The 15,049-nt window shown below is 68.9% G+C and carries 14 protein-coding genes; 6 read left to right on the forward strand and 8 right to left on the reverse strand.

All coding sequences use genetic code 11. The features are described 5' to 3' along the window. Positions 1 to 4: 4 nt before the first annotated feature. The gene (gene moeA / locus AWC16_RS11245; RefSeq protein ID WP_085264825.1) at positions 5 to 1,240 is read right to left on the reverse strand and encodes a molybdopterin molybdotransferase MoeA; all 1,236 of its coding nucleotides are present in this window, start codon (positions 1,238 to 1,240) and stop codon (positions 5 to 7) included. A gap of 14 nt (positions 1,241 to 1,254) precedes the next feature. After that, on the reverse strand, positions 1,255 to 2,178 hold the full coding sequence (locus AWC16_RS11250; RefSeq protein WP_085264826.1) for an SDR family NAD(P)-dependent oxidoreductase: 924 nt from the start codon (positions 2,176 to 2,178) through the stop codon (positions 1,255 to 1,257). 94 nt (positions 2,179 to 2,272) lie between these two features. Between AWC16_RS11250 and AWC16_RS11255 the strand changes: the two genes are divergently transcribed. Next, a complete protein-coding gene (locus tag AWC16_RS11255; protein ID WP_109561370.1) occupies positions 2,273 to 2,785 on the forward strand; it encodes a PH domain-containing protein in 513 nt (170 codons plus the stop codon). Positions 2,786 to 2,878: 93 nt separating this feature from the next. Here the strand turns inward: AWC16_RS11255 and AWC16_RS11260 are convergent, their stop codons facing one another. Genes AWC16_RS11260 through AWC16_RS11270 form a run of 3 tightly spaced genes read right to left on the reverse strand, consistent with a single transcriptional unit; the run spans position 2,879 to position 5,571 of the window. Beyond that, entirely contained in the window at positions 2,879 to 3,517 is a 639-nt protein-coding gene (locus tag AWC16_RS11260) for a hypothetical protein (protein ID WP_234812221.1), read from the reverse strand. A gap of 5 nt (positions 3,518 to 3,522) precedes the next feature. Beyond that, positions 3,523 to 5,199 (reverse strand): alpha/beta hydrolase, encoded by a 1,677-nt coding sequence (locus AWC16_RS11265; RefSeq protein ID WP_085264828.1) that lies wholly within the window; start codon positions 5,197 to 5,199, stop codon positions 3,523 to 3,525. A gap of 6 nt (positions 5,200 to 5,205) precedes the next feature. Then, positions 5,206 to 5,571 carry a type VII secretion target gene (locus AWC16_RS11270; protein ID WP_085264829.1) on the reverse strand — a complete coding sequence of 122 codons (366 nt, stop codon included), beginning with the start codon at positions 5,569 to 5,571 and terminating at the stop codon, positions 5,206 to 5,208. 308 nt (positions 5,572 to 5,879) lie between these two features. Here AWC16_RS11270 and AWC16_RS11275 point away from each other — a divergent pair, with 308 nt between their 5' ends. Further along, positions 5,880 to 7,367 (forward strand): PH domain-containing protein, encoded by a 1,488-nt coding sequence (locus tag AWC16_RS11275; protein WP_085264830.1) that lies wholly within the window; start codon positions 5,880 to 5,882, stop codon positions 7,365 to 7,367. Positions 7,368 to 7,461: 94 nt separating this feature from the next. On the opposite strand, the gene AWC16_RS11280 is transcribed toward AWC16_RS11275, so the two are convergent. Continuing rightward, positions 7,462 to 9,144 carry a DEAD/DEAH box helicase gene (locus AWC16_RS11280; protein WP_085264831.1) on the reverse strand — a complete coding sequence of 561 codons (1,683 nt, stop codon included), beginning with the start codon at positions 9,142 to 9,144 and terminating at the stop codon, positions 7,462 to 7,464. Positions 9,145 to 9,199: 55 nt separating this feature from the next. Here AWC16_RS11280 and AWC16_RS11285 point away from each other — a divergent pair, with 55 nt between their 5' ends. From AWC16_RS11285 to AWC16_RS11295, 3 genes are all read left to right on the forward strand, one after another. After that, a complete protein-coding gene (locus AWC16_RS11285) occupies positions 9,200 to 9,901 on the forward strand; it encodes a M24 family metallopeptidase (protein ID WP_085264832.1) in 702 nt (233 codons plus the stop codon). A gap of 180 nt (positions 9,902 to 10,081) precedes the next feature. Beyond that, positions 10,082 to 11,707, forward strand: coding sequence for a chaperonin GroEL (gene groL / locus AWC16_RS11290; RefSeq protein WP_085264833.1), 1,626 nt, complete (start codon positions 10,082 to 10,084; stop codon positions 11,705 to 11,707). Positions 11,708 to 11,838: 131 nt separating this feature from the next. Then, complete coding sequence (locus tag AWC16_RS11295) at positions 11,839 to 13,170, forward strand: bifunctional adenosylcobinamide kinase/adenosylcobinamide-phosphate guanylyltransferase (protein ID WP_085264834.1); 1,332 nt, start codon at positions 11,839 to 11,841, stop codon at positions 13,168 to 13,170. Here the strand turns inward: AWC16_RS11295 and AWC16_RS11300 are convergent. Both AWC16_RS11300 and AWC16_RS11305 read right to left on the reverse strand, forming a co-directional pair. Then, entirely contained in the window at positions 13,151 to 13,552 is a 402-nt protein-coding gene (locus AWC16_RS11300; protein ID WP_085264835.1) for a pyridoxamine 5'-phosphate oxidase family protein, read from the reverse strand. The two genes, AWC16_RS11295 and AWC16_RS11300, sit on opposite strands and share 20 nt — an antisense overlap. A gap of 26 nt (positions 13,553 to 13,578) precedes the next feature. Next, a complete protein-coding gene (locus AWC16_RS11305; RefSeq protein ID WP_085264836.1) occupies positions 13,579 to 13,965 on the reverse strand; it encodes a hypothetical protein in 387 nt (128 codons plus the stop codon). A 61-nt stretch (positions 13,966 to 14,026) separates the two neighbouring features. On the opposite strand from AWC16_RS11305, the gene AWC16_RS11310 reads away from it, so the two are divergent. Next, complete coding sequence (locus AWC16_RS11310) at positions 14,027 to 15,043, forward strand: aldo/keto reductase family protein (protein WP_085264837.1); 1,017 nt, start codon at positions 14,027 to 14,029, stop codon at positions 15,041 to 15,043. The last annotated feature ends 6 nt before the right edge of the window (positions 15,044 to 15,049 follow it).

The raw sequence follows: 15,049 nt of genomic DNA on the forward strand, positions 1-15,049 counted from the left end.
CATCTTAGGAGCTGCCGGTCAGGTCCCAGACCTCTACCGGGGTGCCCAGCGGCAGTTCGGTCACTTCGTCGGCGATGTCCAGCAGGCAGTTCGCCGACGCCAGGTAGCGCAGGTGGTGCGAAGCCGGCGGGCCATAGTTGGTCACGGTCCCGGTTTCGTGGTCCAGCAGACCGCGCCGGAACTGCCGGCGACCGGCAGGCGAGGTCAGTTTCTCGCTCAGCACGGCGGTGCGGCGCGGCCGATCCGGCGCCGGCAGGTCCATCGCGCGCCGCAGCGCGGGCCGGACGAACACCTCGAAGGACACCTGTGCGCTGACCGGGTTGCCTGGCAGGGTGATGATGGCCGCTCCAGATCCAGGCGAGCCCACTCGCCCAATGCCCTGCGGCATTCCGGGCTGCATGGCCACCTTGACGAAGTGCACGCCTTGGTCGCCGTCACGGCCGAAGACGTCTTTGACCACCTCGTAGGCGCCCGCGCTGACCCCGCCGCTGGTGATGATCAGATCCACGGCGCCGTCGTGCACGCCGTAGCGGTCGAGCACCCCGGTGAACTCCGCGATGTCATCGGCGACGGTGGCCGCGGCCACCACCTCGGCGCCGGCCTCACGCACCGCGGCGGCCAGCATCACGCCGTTGGATTCGTAGATCTGGCCCGGCGCCAGCGGGGTGCCCGGCTTGACCAGTTCGGAACCGGTGGAGATCACCAGCACCCGTTGCCGGGGCCGCACCGTCAACTCGGGCAGGCCCAACGCCGAGGCCAGGCCCGCCGCCGGCGCACTGACCAGTTGCCCGGCCCACAGCACGGTGGAGCCCTCGGCGACGTCGCCTCCGGCCCGTCGGATGTGGCGCCCGCGGGCGGTGGCAGCGCTGATCTCCACCACGTCCACGCCGCCGTCGGTGTCCTCGACGGGAATCACCCCGTCGGCGCCGTTCGGGATGGGTGCGCCGGTCATGATGCGGTGCGCGGTACCCGGAGTCAGGGTGGGGATATCGGTGCGGCCGGCCGGAATGTCTTCGGGCACCGGCAATTTCACCGGATGCTCGGGTGCGGCGCCAGCCACGTCGTCGGCCAGCACGGCGTAGCCGTCCATCGCGGAGTTGTCGAAGACCGGCAGCGAAATCGGCGCGATCACATCCTGTGCCAGCACCAGGCCCTCGGCGTCGGCCAGCGAGACCGTGACCGGTCGGCGGGGCCGGATCAGATCGGCGACAGCACGCTGGTGCTCTTCGACAGATCGCATGTCGACAGTCTGACTCAGACCGGGTAGGTGATTCCGGTCAGCTCCTCGGAGACCGCCCACAACCGCTGCTGCAGCTCGACGTCATGCGCCTGCTTGCTGGCGTCGACCAGCTTCGGGTGACCGCGCTGCTCACCGATGCCGCTCGGGCCGTAGTACTGCCCGCCGGCCACCTTGGGGTCGGTGGCGGCACGCAGCGTCGGCAGTGCGCCCATCGCGGCGCTCTGGACGACCAGCGGCATCAGCAACCGGTCCGCGGGCCGCAGCAACGGCGGCAGGTAGCGGGTCAGCTCGGTGTTGGCGGTGCCGGGGTGCGCGGCGACGGCGATGGTCGAGCGGCGTTTGGCGGCCAGCCGGCGCTGCAGCTCGTAGGTGAACATCAGGTTGGCCAGTTTGGACTGCCCGTAGGCGGCGATCCGGTTGTAGCCGTTCTCCCACTGCAGGTCGTCGAAGTGGATCGCCGCCATGATCCGGTGCGCCATGCTGCTGACCGTCACCACGCGAGAGCCCTTCACCCGCGCCATCCGGGGCAGCAGCAGACCGGTCAGGGCGAAATGACCCAGATGGTTGGTGCCGAACTGCAGCTCGAAACCGTCGACGGTGGTCTGCTTGGGGGTGTACATGACACCGGCGTTGTTGACCAGCAGGTCGATCCGGGGGTGGGCGGAGCCCAGGGCTTCGGCGGCTTCGCGGACCGACGCCAGTGAGCTCAGATCGAGTTCTCGCACCTCGATGGCGGCCTTCGGGTATGCCTCAGTGATCCGTTTGGCCGCCGCGTTGCCCTTGTCGAGGTCGCGCACCGCCAGCACCACCACGGCGCCGTGTCCGGCCAGCGCCTCCGCGGCGTGATAGCCAATTCCGGTGTTGGAGCCGGTGATTACCGCGACCCGCCCGGTTTGATCCGGCACATCCGCCGCAGTCCACCTGTCCCGGCTACTCATGTGACAAACGATACTCAGGTGACGCAGCTTGCGTCGGGTCAGTTTTGGCACAGTCCCGGTGCGGCCGGGCCCGCGCCCTGACATCCTCTCCTACATGGCCCAGCACGCAGACCGCTCGACGGCGATCACCATGATTGACCCCACCAATCCGCCGAGCTCCCGCGCGCCGCTGGTGTGGGCCATGGTCGGCGCGGTGCCCTGGCTGGTGCTGGCCGTGCTGCAACTGGGCTGGGCGGTCGCCGATGAGCGGTTGGCCTGGCTGCACGTAGCCGCCCTCGCGGTCACCGCGCTGGGCCTGCTGGTCTCGGCGGTGGTCGCGCCGCTGTGGCGTTACCGCGTGCACCGGTGGGACATCAGCGACCAGGCGGTCTACACCCGCACCGGATGGTTGGTGCAGGAGCGCCGGATCGCGCCGATCTCGCGGGTGCAGACCGTCGACACCTACCGGGGCCCGTTGGATCGGCTGCTCGGGCTGGCCAATGTGCGGGTGACCACCGCGTCGTCGGCGGGGGCGGTGCACATCGTGGCACTGGATGCCCCGGTCGCCGACCGGGTGGTGGCGCAGCTGACCGACATCGCCGCGCTGGGCGCCGAGGACGCCACGTGACTCGCGCGGTTGCGCATGCCGGCGCGGTTGGCGATGGCCGTGGAGATCTCATCCTGATGGGCGGCGATCCATTCGGCGGTGCGGGGCATACGGTCATCCAGCTCCGGCCGTGATCGTCATCGGGAACGGAATGTCATCGCGGACCAACTGAGTGGGGAAGCAGGGCGAGGTACCCGTGATGTGGGGTGATCCGGGAAGCCCCGGAACGCCAATATGTAGCTCGTAGCCGTCCGGCGAAAATCCGGAGCGGTTGGGCTTGTGGATACCGTCGCGCTCGAAGACCCACCAGCCCCAACGCTTCCACACGTCGCCAGCCATAGCGACGAGTTGCTCTGGATGGATGTCCGGCGACGCTTTCAGATCGCCCAGCGCAGAGAACAGCTCAGTGGCGCTGTGGGGTTTGTCTTCGCACGGTGTATTACCTCCGGCGGTGCCGTAGCGGCTGGCGTCGAAAGTGGCACCGTTCGGCAACTCGTCGATCGTCTCTTTGAGGTACCGCAGCACCGTGTCCTGGGCTTCTTGCTGGCTGGTGGGAATGACGGGGTGCAATTGCCAGCCCGAAGGGGGCGGGGGTGCCGATGTCATGGTGGAACCTCCCAAAATAGTTGCCCCAGTGGGGACAGGGGGACCTAGCGGCTGTTCGGTGTGGCAGCCGACTGTCAGAAACCCGAGCAGCGCAAGCGCGGTGAATCGCCGGATCTGCGCGATGCCGCGTCGGTACTCGTTGCGCACGATGTCTAGCCTCCTGCCGGGTAGGGCGCTTGCACGCCGGCGATCACCGCGCCGAGGTTGGCCAGTGACGGGGTGTTGGGGTTCCAGTAGCTGCCGTGCGTGTGAAGGCCCGGCAAGAGCCCGGCCGGCCCTGTGCCCGCGCCACTTCCGGCGTAGAGCTCACGTGCCCCGAAATCCGCGCCCATGGGGTTGGGGCCGAGGGTGTTGGACGTGAGGATGTTGGCGGGGATGATCGGATCGGACGGGTCAGTCATGGCATACACCGTGCCCCCAGGATTGATGTTCAGGTCGCTGGCATGGTCTACCAGCATGCCTGGGCTGGCGAGCGCGATGACATTGTCGGCGGCCAGCTGGTGGCCGTCACTGGCCGCCGCGCCGACCAGGGTGGTGCCGTAGCTGTGCCCGATCACGGTGTCAGTAGACGGTGCTCCGACGTGCGAGGCTCGCATTCCGTCCTGGAACGCGTCCAGGGCGCCGGCCCCATGTTGGGCATAGCTCGGCCAGGGAGCCTGTCCTATCACAGACATCGGGCGGTCGTAGTCCATCCAGGTCGTCACCGACACATCGCCAGCTTTGAGATTGGGGTTGGCCGCCACAGCTGCGCCGTGCATGTCCGCAGCGCGTTTTGCGTTTTCGCCCATGGTGGTCAGGTCAGCCCCGGTACCGGGAACGAATGTGGCGTTGCGTGTGGCGTTGTCGGGGTCGCCGATAGAGACCGCGGCATGTCCTTGGTTGTCGAGGTAGCCCAGGTAGCGCGTCGGCCCGTCGGGGTCGGCCTGCATGGCCTGTTGCACGGCGCGGTACCCGTCGAGGTTGTGCTTGGCCTCTTGGAGCTGCGAATCGAGCACGCCCAGTTTGGACAGGGTGGCCATGTTGCCGCCCGGTGTCAGAGCGAGCTGATCGCGGCTGGCCTGGAGACGATCGATGTCGGCCTGGGTACTGGCCATCAGCTCAGGCAGGTGGCGCTCGTTGTAGTGGGTTCTGTCTGCGAACGGCATCCCCGGGTGGTTCCCGATGAAGTGGTCGCGGTCGTAGACGGCGTCTTTCCGTTCCTGGCTCAGCTCACTCCACCACTGCGTGAACTGCTTCGGGTCCTGCGGCGGTGGCCCCGGCGTGTGGTTGTCCGCTGCACCCGCCCCGCCGTCTGTCCCCTCGTCGCCGAAGGAGAACCCGTGCAGGCCCGCGGTGGCGGTGGTGAGGTTGCGGGCGATCTCGTCTTCGTTGTTGGCCAGGGTGTAGACCCTGGAGGTGATGAAGTCGGCGTGGCGCTGGGCATCAGTCAGCCGCTGCTCCTGTTCGGCGGCGGAGGTGTAGTAGGTCCAGTTGTCGGTGACGGAGAAGAACTCACCGACAGTGAAGTCTTCGCGTTCGGCGGCGTTGACGGCGTCGATCACCGACTGCTTGTTGCCGTCTTGCGCATCGGCGCCGCGGCTGGCGATCCCGGCTGCTTTCACCAGCATGTCGGCGGCGCCGCGGACTTTCACCACGTCAGCGGCGGCGCGCTGCTGGAACGCTTGCGCGCCGGCACCGGTCCATGGGTTGCCGCCGGGGTTCACCGAGGCGTCGCGGATCTCGGTGAACGCGGCCTCCCAAGTGTGGGCCAGGCTGCTCCAGGCGGCGGCGTTGACCCGGAGGAAATCCCAGCTTGCGCCCTCGACCTGCGACAGCGTCGGAAAAGACATCCCGCGCTACCTCGGCGTCCCGAACCCGCCGGCTGCGCCGCCGTCGACGCCCGAGGCGCGCCGGACCAGCGGGGTGAAGCCCGCTCCACCGTTGGGAACCGCGGCCAGAGCAGCGGCACCGTTGTTGTCCATCGACTCGTATTCCTGCGTTGCCGTGGTGAGCTTGCCCGAGCCGGCCGTCATCCGCCCGCGCATCGCCGTCGCGGCGGTGCTGGTGACGACGTTCGTGGTGCTCGCCGCCGCGCCGCTGGCCTGCCATGCCGATGCGCTCGCCGCGGGGAGCGCCGGTGCGACCCCATCAGCGAGGGCCACGCAGCGCTGCGCCAACTGGCGCAGGTTGGCAGGGGTGACCCGCAGGACGGGAGAAGTCATGGAGGAACTGTATTGATGATGTCGGCTCCGGTCGAAAACTGAGCAGTTCTTCCGGGTCGAAAAGTGAGCAGGTGTGCTTACGGGGTTGTGTGTTCAGCCCTGGCATCAAAAAACGTGCCCGGGGCCTCGCCCCGGCGAGGAGTGGGTGACGACTTCCGGTGGTGGCTTGCCATATGCGGCAGGGTTGCCGCATCTTGCCTAGCGGTCACTATGCAACTTTTGCGGCTACGGTTCCAAGCGGGGCGCGGTGACACGCGGGGCCCCGGTCGGGAATTTCTAGGGGCACGGGTACGGCACGGAGACAGCGAATGAACAGCACGCAAGGCTCTGAACAGTGGCAACGCCTTAGCCCGCGGATGCTGCTGGTGCATCCGCTACACGAGGTGCTGCGGGAACTGCCACTGCTGATCGCGGTGGTGGTGTTCGGCTCGGCGACCGACAACCGGGCCTGGGTGCTGGCGGTGGTGGGGGCGATCGCCGCGGTGGGTGTGACTCGTTGGTTCACCACCACCTACCGCATCGAGCCCGACCCCGAGGCTGGCAGGGTGCAGCTGCGGACGGGTCTGCTGCGCCGCAAGGTGCTCTCGGTGCCGCGGAACCGGATTCGCTCGGTGGAGACCGACGCCCGGCTGTTGCACCGGCTGCTGGGATTGACGGTGCTGCGGGTCAGCACCGGCCAGCAGGGCACCGGAGACACCATGTTCGAGCTGAACGCGGTCGACAGCAGTCAGGTGCCTCGGATGCGGGCGGCGCTGCTGGCGCACACCGGGCAGCCCACGAGGGCCGAGGCAGTGCTCACCCGGACGACGGTGCTGGCGCGGTGGAGTCCGTCGTGGTTGCGCTACAGCCCGTTGAGCATGTCCGGGCTGGTGATGGTCGGCGCGGCGGTGGGCGCGCTGTACCAGACCGGGGTCTGGGCGACGCTGGAGGATTCGTCACGGAGCCGGGCGTGGCTGGAGGCCGCAGAACAGTTCGGTGTTCAGCAGGGTGCGGTGGTGATCGCCGCCGTGCTGCTGGTGGTCTCGATGTTGCTGGCGGTGCTGCGCTCTTTGCTGACGTACGGAAACCTGGTGCTGTCCCGCAGTTCCGGGGCTGCCGGGGACGTGCTGGCCTTGAGCTACGGGCTGCTGCGGGTGCGCGAGCACAGCTACGACATGCGCCGGCTGCGCGGCGGAACGCTACGACGGCCGCTGCTGGTGCGGCTGTTCGGCGGCGCCCGACTGGACGCCGCGATGACCGGAATCACCGGCGAAGGCCAATCCTCGATCCTGCTGCCGCCCTGCCCCCGAGCCACCGCCGAGGAGGTCCTGACCGGGCTGGTCGCCGACCCCGTCGTGGTCACCGGGCCGTTGCGCAGGCACGGGCCGGCGGCGGCACGCCGTCGCTGGACTCGGGCGCTGATGGCGCCGGCGGCTCTCGGGGTGGGGCTGACCGTCGCAGCCGCGGTGGACGGTGTGCCGCCGTGGTGCTGGCCGGTGTGGGCGGCGCTGACGGTGGGCGCCGCGCTGCTGGCCGCCGACCGGGTGCGGGCCCTCGGGCATCGCGTCGATGCGCATTGGCTTTCGGCTCGCACCGGCAGCTGGGAGCAGCGCCGTTACGGCATTGCCACCGCGGGCATCATCGGCTGGACAGTGCGCCAGAGCTGGTTTCAGCGCCGCGCCGGGGTGGCCACGCTGATCGCGGCCACCCCCGCCGGCGTCAAGGCCTACCGGGTGATCGACGTGCCGGCCGAGTGGGCGTGGTCGGTTGCCGCCCAGGCCTCGCCCTGGGTGGCGCGTAGCAAGTGGGCTCGCTGAGTTCCAGTCGGTGCTTCGCCGAGCGTGTAGTCAGCGCGAGATCTGCCCCCGATTTTTCGTGCTGAGAACACGTTCGGCGGGGCGGGGGAATGAGCTACAGCTGCCGGATGGCCTCGATGCGCGCCCGCAGCTGATCCGACGTCGCCGCCGCCACCGGCGGACCCCCGCAGATCCGGCGCAGCTCGTTGTGGATCCAGCCGTGCGGCTTGCCCAGCCGATGATGCGCCGCCGACACCAGCGCGTTGAGCTCGTGCCGCAGCGCCCGCAACTGGCCGTGCGTGGTCACCGGAACGGGAGCACCGGCAGCTTTCGACCGCCGGTCCAGTTGCTCTTCCTGCCTGCGCCGCAACAGGTCTCGCATCTGGTCTGCGTCGAGCAGCCCGGGGATGCCCAGATAGTCGGCCTCTTCCTCGCTGCCGGCCGGGGTCGCGGTGCCGAACGAGGCGCCGTCGAAGATCACCTGGTCCAGCTCGGCGTCGGCCCCGAGTGACTCGAAGGTGTTCTCCAGCTCGGACGGCTCGGTGCGACGCCGTTCGGCGAGCTCGTCCAGATCCCCGAAGGACTCCCGGTGCGGCTTGCCCAGGACATGGTTGCGCTGGGCCTCCAGCTCACTGGCCAACTGCAGCAGCGATGGCACCGACGGCAAGAAGATGCTGGCGGTCTCGCCCGGCCGCCGCGACCGCACGAACCGGCCGATCGCCTGTGCGAAGAACAGCGGGGTGGAGGCGCTGGTGGCGTAGACGCCGACCGCAAGACGCGGCACGTCGACGCCTTCGGAGACCATCCGCACCGCCACCAGCCAGCGGCTGGTGGACGCGGAGAACTGCGCGATCTTGTCCGAAGCGCCCGCATCGTCGGAGAGCACCACCGTGGGGGCCTCGCCGGTGAGCGTCTTCAGCAGCTTGGCGTAGGCGCGGGCCGTCTTCTGATCCGAGGCGATCACCATGCCGCCGGCGTCGGCCATGCCGCCGTCGCGCAGCTGGCGCAGCCGCGTGTCCGCGGCGGTGATCACCGCCGGCATCCACTCCCCGGCCGGGTCCAGCGCCGTGCGCCACGCCCGGGCGGTGTGCTCGGCGGTCAGCGGCTCGCCGAGCCGGGCCGAATACTCCTCGCCGGCGCTGTCCCGCCAGCGCGCCTCGCCCGAGTAGGCCATGAACACCACCGGGCGCACCACGCCGTCGGCCAGCGCGTCGGTGTAACCGTAGCTGTCGTCGGCCACCGATCGCAGCGCACCGCTGCCGTCGGGCTCGTAGTTGACGAACGGGATGGGGCTGTCGTCGCTGCGGAACGGTGTGCCGGTCAGCGCCAGCCGGCGGGTGGCGTCGGAGAACGCCTCCCGGATGCCGTCGCCCCAGCTCTTGGCGTCGCCGCCGTGGTGGATCTCGTCGAAGATCACCAGGGTCTTCGCCGCCTCGGTACGCACCCGGTGCCGGGCGGGATGGCTGGCGACCTGTGCATAGGTGACGACGACGCCGTGGTACTCCGAGCTGGTCTGGGCGTCGGAGTTGCTGAACCGCGGATCCAGGGCGATGCCGTGTTCGGCGGCGGCCGACGCCCACTGCACTTTCAGGTGGTCGGTGGGGACCACGATGGTGATCCGCTCGACGGTGCGATCGGCCAGCAGTTCGGCGACGATCCGCAGCGCGAACGTCGTCTTACCGGCACCTGGGGTGGCCACCATCAGGAAATCTCGCGGCTTGGCGGTCAGGTATCGCACCAGAGCCCGGCGTTGCCAGCCCCGCAAAGCCCGGGTGCTGGGCGCTGCGTCAGCCCGCACCCGGTCTCCTATCTGATCGAGATGCAGTCTAGGGCAAGCCGATAGCATCGCTGGTGTGTCCACCCCGGGCGAGCCGGAATCCGTCCGCGTCGAGCGGTTACTCGACGCACAGACCAAAGCCGTCGCACTGTTCGACGAAATCGAGCGTCGCGGATTGGTCCGCCCGGGCGTCGGCGAACGCCAGCTGTCCGATGAGATCCGTGACCTGGCCGCCGACATGTTCGGCGTGACCCGGCATTGGCACAAGCGGGTGGTGCGTGCCGGGGAGAACACCCTGCAGCCGTTCCACGCCGACCCGCCGGATCGCCTACTGGCCGACGACGACATCGTCTACCTCGATCTGGGACCGATCTTCGAAGAGTGGGAGGCCGACTTCGGCCGCACCTTCGTTCTCGGCGACGACCCGGACAAGCTGGCGCTGCGCGACGCACTGCCGCGGGTGTGGAGTGCCGGCCGAGCTTTTTTCGAGGCGCAGGCCGGCGTCACCGGCGCGCAGCTGTTCTCCCACGTCGTGGAACTGGCGCGGGCCGAGGGTTTCGAGTTCGGCGCTCCGATCGCCGGACACCTGGTGGGGGAGTTTCCGCACAAGAAGATCTCCGGCAACGACGCGCAGTTCTACATCACGACCGGATCCGACGAGCCGATGCGCCGGACAGACCGCACCGGCCGGGTCTGTCACTGGATCCTGGAAGTGCACCTGGTGAACCGGGCGCGGGGTTTCGGGGGCTTCTACGAGGAGCTCCTCGATCTCCAGTGACCTTGCACTCTCCATAGGCGAGTGCTAAAAATGACGTTGGCACTCGCGACCGGTGAGTGCTAGGTCGGGACGGTGAGGCACGGGGCCGCACACCTGCGGAGCACACCCAACGCCGTCCGTCGCGGGCACTGCACCCGACCGACAAGACGTGCACCCCCTAACCGGAGGAATCACTTCGCAATGGCTAAGCAAATTGCGTATGACGAAGAGGCCCGTCGCGGCCTCGAGCGGGGCCTGAACGCCCTCGCCGACGCGGTCAAGGTGACGCTGGGCCCCAAGGGCCGCAACGTCGTCCTGGAGAAGAAGTGGGGCGCCCCCACGATCACCAACGATGGTGTGTCCATCGCCAAGGAGATCGAGCTGGAGGACCCCTACGAGAAGATCGGCGCCGAGCTGGTCAAAGAGGTCGCCAAGAAGACCGACGACGTCGCCGGTGACGGCACCACCACCGCCACCGTGCTGGCCCAGGCCCTGGTCAAGGAAGGCCTGCGCAACGTGGCCGCCGGCGCCAACCCGCTGGGCCTGAAGCGCGGCATCGAGAAGGCCGTCGACAAGGTCACCGAGACCCTGCTCAAGGGCGCCAAGGACGTCGAGACCAAGGAGCAGATCGCGGCCACCGCCGGGATCTCCGCGGGCGACCAGTCCATCGGCGACCTGATCGCCGAGGCGATGGACAAGGTCGGCAACGAGGGTGTCATCACCGTCGAGGAGTCCAACACCTTCGGCCTGCAGCTGGAGCTCACCGAGGGTATGCGCTTCGACAAGGGCTACATCTCGGGCTACTTCGTCACCGACGCCGACCGTCAGGAAGCGGTTCTCGAGGACCCCTACATCCTGCTGGTCAGCTCCAAGGTGTCGACGGTCAAGGACCTGCTGCCGCTGCTGGAGAAGGTCATCCAGGGTGGCAAGCCGCTGCTGATCATCGCCGAGGACGTCGAGGGTGAGGCTCTTTCCACCCTGGTCGTCAACAAGATCCGCGGCACCTTCAAGTCCGTCGCCGTCAAGGCCCCGGGCTTCGGTGACCGTCGCAAGGCGATGCTGCAGGACATGGCGATCCTCACCGGTGGCCAGGTCATCAGCGAAGAGGTCGGCCTGTCGCTGGAGACTGCCGACATCTCGCTGCTGGGCAAGGCCCGCAAGGTCGTCGTCACCAAGGACGAGACCACCATCGTCGAGGGCGCCGGTGACTCCGACGCCATCGCCGGGCGGGTGTCGCAGATCCGTGCCGAGATCGAGAACAGCGACTCCGACTACGACCGGGAGAAGCTGCAGGAGCGGCTGGCCAAGCTGGCCGGCGGCGTTGCGGTGATCAAGGCCGGGGCTGCCACCGAGGTGGAGCTCAAGGAGCGCAAGCACCGCATCGAGGACGCGGTGCGCAACGCCAAGGCCGCCGTGGAGGAGGGCATCGTCGCCGGTGGTGGCGTTGCCCTGCTGCAGGTGGCGCCGTCCCTGGACGAGCTGAAGCTGTCCGGTGACGAGGCCACCGGCGCCAACATCGTCAAGGTGGCGCTGGAGGCCCCGCTGAAGCAGATCGCCTTCAACGCCGGCCTGGAGCCGGGCGTGGTGGCCGAGAAGGTGCGCAACTCGCCCGCCGGGACCGGTCTGAACGCCGCCACCGGTGAGTACGAGGACCTGCTGAAGGCCGGCGTTGCCGACCCGGTGAAGGTGACCCGCTCGGCGCTGCAGAACGCGGCGTCCATCGCGGCACTGTTCCTCACCACCGAGGCCGTTGTCGCCGACAAGCCGGAGAAGGCGGCCGCACCCGCGGGCGACCCGACCGGTGGCATGGGCGGCATGGACTTCTAAGTCAGTAGCCAACGGGAAAGCCCGGTCCCCTCGTGGGGCCGGGCTTTTCTTTTGTTGCCGAGCAGACGCAGAATCGCACGGGAATCGACACGACTGTGCGATTCTGCGTCTGCTCGTGAGGGGGAGGTGCCGTGGAAATCCTGCTGCTGGGCACCGGCAGTGCCGACGGCTGGCCGAATCCGTTCTGCCGCTGTGACTCCTGCCGGTCGGCGGCCGGTGCGATAAGGGGCCAGACCGCCGCCTTGGTCGACGACGTCCTGCTGCTGGACTGCGGACCGGAGGCGCCGCGCGCCGCCATGCGCTTCGGGCGGTCGCTGGCCGGCGTCCGGCACATCCTGTTCACCCACGGTCACCCCGACCACGTCGGGCCCGCCGCACTGCTGATGCGGCACTGGACCGGGGCCGGTGAGCCCCTGGACGTGGTCGGCCCGCCCAGCGCGCTCGATCAGTGCCGGCACTGGGTGGGGCCGAAGGACCCCGTCCGGTTCGTGACCGTGCAATCCGGCGACCGAATCCGGCTCGGCGACTACCATCTACGAGTGCTGGCCGCCGCGCACGGCGCCGATATCGGCGGTGACGCGGTGCTCTACGACCTGGAATCTGTTGACGGCAGGATCTTCTGGGCCACCGACACCGGTCCGCTGCCCGACGAGACGCACGCCGCGGTGGCCGGCGCCGGCTACCACGCGGTATTTCTGGAGGAGACCTTCGGCAACTACACCGAGCACGGCACAGAGCATCACGATCTACCCGCGTTCGCGGCAACCCTGACCGGGCTACGCGGCTCCGGCGCCGTCACCCCCAGCACCGACGTCGTCGCGGTGCATCTGAGCCATCACAATCCTCCCGAGCCGGAATTGACTGCCGTACTGTCGGATTCGGGAGCTCGACCGGGGCGCGACGGTGAGGTGGTGCGGGTGGGCACAGCCGGAGAGACGTCGACCCGAACACTGGTGCTCGGCGGGGCGCGCTCGGGCAAGTCCGCGCACGCCGAAGCGCTGTTGGCCGGGCAGGCCGTGACCTACCTGGCCACCGGCGGCGCGCGCGAGGGGGATCCGGAGTGGGCCGAGCGGGTGCGGCTGCACCGGACCCGGCGCCCGGCCTCCTGGCGCACCATCGAGACCACCGATGTCGCCGACGAGCTGCGATCCGCCGAAACCCCGTTGCTGCTGGACTGTTTGGGCACCTGGCTGACCGCGCGGATGGATCTGCGCCGGGCCTGGGATGGCGGCTCACTGGACGACGTGCACGCTGACATCGACGAGCTGGTGTTGGCCTGGCGCGGCTGTCCGATGCGGGCGGTGGCGGTCAGCAACGAAGTCGGCAGCGGGGTGGTGCCCGCCACCTCCTCGGGGCGGCTGTTCCGCGACCTGCTCGGGGTCCTCAACGCGCGGATCGCCGCCGAGTCTGACGAGGTGGTGCTGATGGTGGCCGGGCGACCGCTCAGGCTCCCCGCGGAGTGATCTTCAGGTCGACGCAGTCGCTGTAGCAAGGGGTTTCGCCCGGCGACTCCCGCGTGGCGACCCGGATCAACACCGCGCGACTGGGGGCGATCGCCACGCTGGCCAGCTCACCGGCGTCAGACACCTCGGCGGCGCCGTCGACGATGACGGTGTAGCCGCCGGGGACGGGCGGTGGCCACATCACCGTGACGTCGCTGCTGCGCGCCAGATTCGCCCGGCTGCGCCGGCCCCCGAGCGCTTCGATGTGCACGGTGTCGCCTCGCAGCTCCGGCATCACCGGCACCGGGTGCGGCCGGTTCTCGGCGTCGACCGTGATCAGGTAGGCGTAGTCGTAGCCCACCAGCTTCGCTGCGAGCCGCGCGAAATCCACGTTGGAAGCCACGTGGGCGAGCCTAAACCCGCAAGCTGTCAATCCGCCTTGAGCTGCACGCAGTCGTGCACGGTGCCGACCGCCCGCTCGTTTCCGGCCTCGAACACCGGCCGGTGTAGTAGGGCCTTGGTCGGTGTCACCAGCACCGGCCCAGACGGGTCATCGGGAAGCTCGGCGCGTCCGTCGACGAACAGTGAGTACTCGCCGACCTCGCGGGCCGGCCAGATCAGGGTGACGTCCGCGTGGGCCGCCATGTTCTCCCGGCCGTGCGAGCCGACCGGACCGATATCCACCCGGGCGCCGTCGAAGGTCGGGGTGATCGCGGTGGTGCGCACCCGGTAGTCGTCGCCGACGGTCACCAGATAGCCGAAGGGGTAGCCGGGGAGCAGCTCGGCCAGGCGGGCGAGGTCGATGGACTTGGCCATGGTGTCGAGGATAGTTAGTCCAGCCGCAGACACCCGGTACGCCGTGCGCCAAGATGGCCTTATGGAATTTCGCTACCTGGGCAACTCCGGTCTGCAGATCTCCGAGATCACCTACGGGAACTGGCTCACCCACGGCTCGCAGGTCGAGAACGACGTCGCCACCGCCTGCGTGCATGCGGCGCTCGATGCCGGGATCACCACCTTCGACACCGCCGACGTATACGCCAACGGACGTGCCGAGGAAGTGCTCGGTGCGGCGCTCAAAGGTCAGCGGCGGGGCGCCTTGGAGATCTTCACCAAGGTGTACTGGCCGATCGGGCCGGCTCCGTTGGGCCGCAACGACACCGGCCTGTCCCGCAAACACATCATGGAAGCCATCGACGGGTCGCTGCGTCGGCTGGGCACCGACTACGTCGACCTGTATCAGGCGCACCGCTACGACTCCTTCACCCCGCTGGAGGAGACCATGCAGGCCTTCGCCGACGTGGTCCGGGCAGGCAAGGCGCTCTACATCGGCGTCAGCGAATGGACGCCCGAGCAGATCCGCAACGCGCACGGGCTGGCCCGCGAACTCGGAGTGCCGCTGATCTCCAGCCAGCCGCAGTACTCGATGCTGTGGCGGATCATCGAACCCGAGGTGGTCCCGACCTGCCGGGAGCTCGGGCTCGGCCAGATCGTCTGGTCGCCGATGGCTCAGGGCGTGCTGTCGGGCAAGTACCTGCCCGGGCAGCCGCCGCCGGCCGGATCCCGCGCCACCGACGAGAAGGGCGGGGCGAACTTCATCAAACGGTTCATGACCGACGATGTGCTGACGCGGGTGCAGCAGTTGGCGCCGATCGCCGCGGAGCTGGGGCTGACGACGGCACAGCTGGCGATCGCCTGGGTGCTGCAGAACGACAACGTCGCCGCGGCGTTGGTCGGTGCGTCCCGCCCGGAGCAGGTCGCCGAGAACGTCAAAGCCTCGGGCGTGCGGATCCCTGACGAGCTGCTGGCCCGCATCGATCAGGTGCTGGGCGACGCGGTGACCAGCGACGCCGAACTGGTCGCCCGCTCCACCCCGCAACAGCGGTTGCTCTGAGTCTGC

This window comes from Mycolicibacter longobardus, assembly GCF_002102265.1.
In the GTDB taxonomy this organism is placed as follows: domain Bacteria; phylum Actinomycetota; class Actinomycetes; order Mycobacteriales; family Mycobacteriaceae; genus Mycobacterium; species Mycobacterium longobardum.

Excerpts from the sequence above, each read along its gene's own strand:
- moeA (WP_085264825.1), bottom strand. The coding sequence starts at position 1,240 with ATGCGATCTGTCGAAGAGCACCAGCGTGCTGTCGCCGATCTGATCCGG.
- AWC16_RS11250 (WP_085264826.1), bottom strand. The coding sequence starts at position 2,178 with ATGAGTAGCCGGGACAGGTGGACTGCGGCGGATGTGCCGGATCAAACC.
- AWC16_RS11255 (WP_109561370.1), top strand. The coding sequence starts at position 2,273 with ATGGCCCAGCACGCAGACCGCTCGACGGCGATCACCATGATTGACCCC.
- AWC16_RS11265 (WP_085264828.1), bottom strand. The coding sequence starts at position 5,199 with ATGTCTTTTCCGACGCTGTCGCAGGTCGAGGGCGCAAGCTGGGATTTC.
- AWC16_RS11270 (WP_085264829.1), bottom strand. The coding sequence starts at position 5,571 with ATGACTTCTCCCGTCCTGCGGGTCACCCCTGCCAACCTGCGCCAGTTG.
- AWC16_RS11275 (WP_085264830.1), top strand. The coding sequence starts at position 5,880 with ATGAACAGCACGCAAGGCTCTGAACAGTGGCAACGCCTTAGCCCGCGG.
- groL (WP_085264833.1), top strand. The coding sequence starts at position 10,082 with ATGGCTAAGCAAATTGCGTATGACGAAGAGGCCCGTCGCGGCCTCGAG.
- AWC16_RS11305 (WP_085264836.1), bottom strand. The coding sequence starts at position 13,965 with ATGGCCAAGTCCATCGACCTCGCCCGCCTGGCCGAGCTGCTCCCCGGC.
- AWC16_RS11310 (WP_085264837.1), top strand. The coding sequence starts at position 14,027 with ATGGAATTTCGCTACCTGGGCAACTCCGGTCTGCAGATCTCCGAGATC.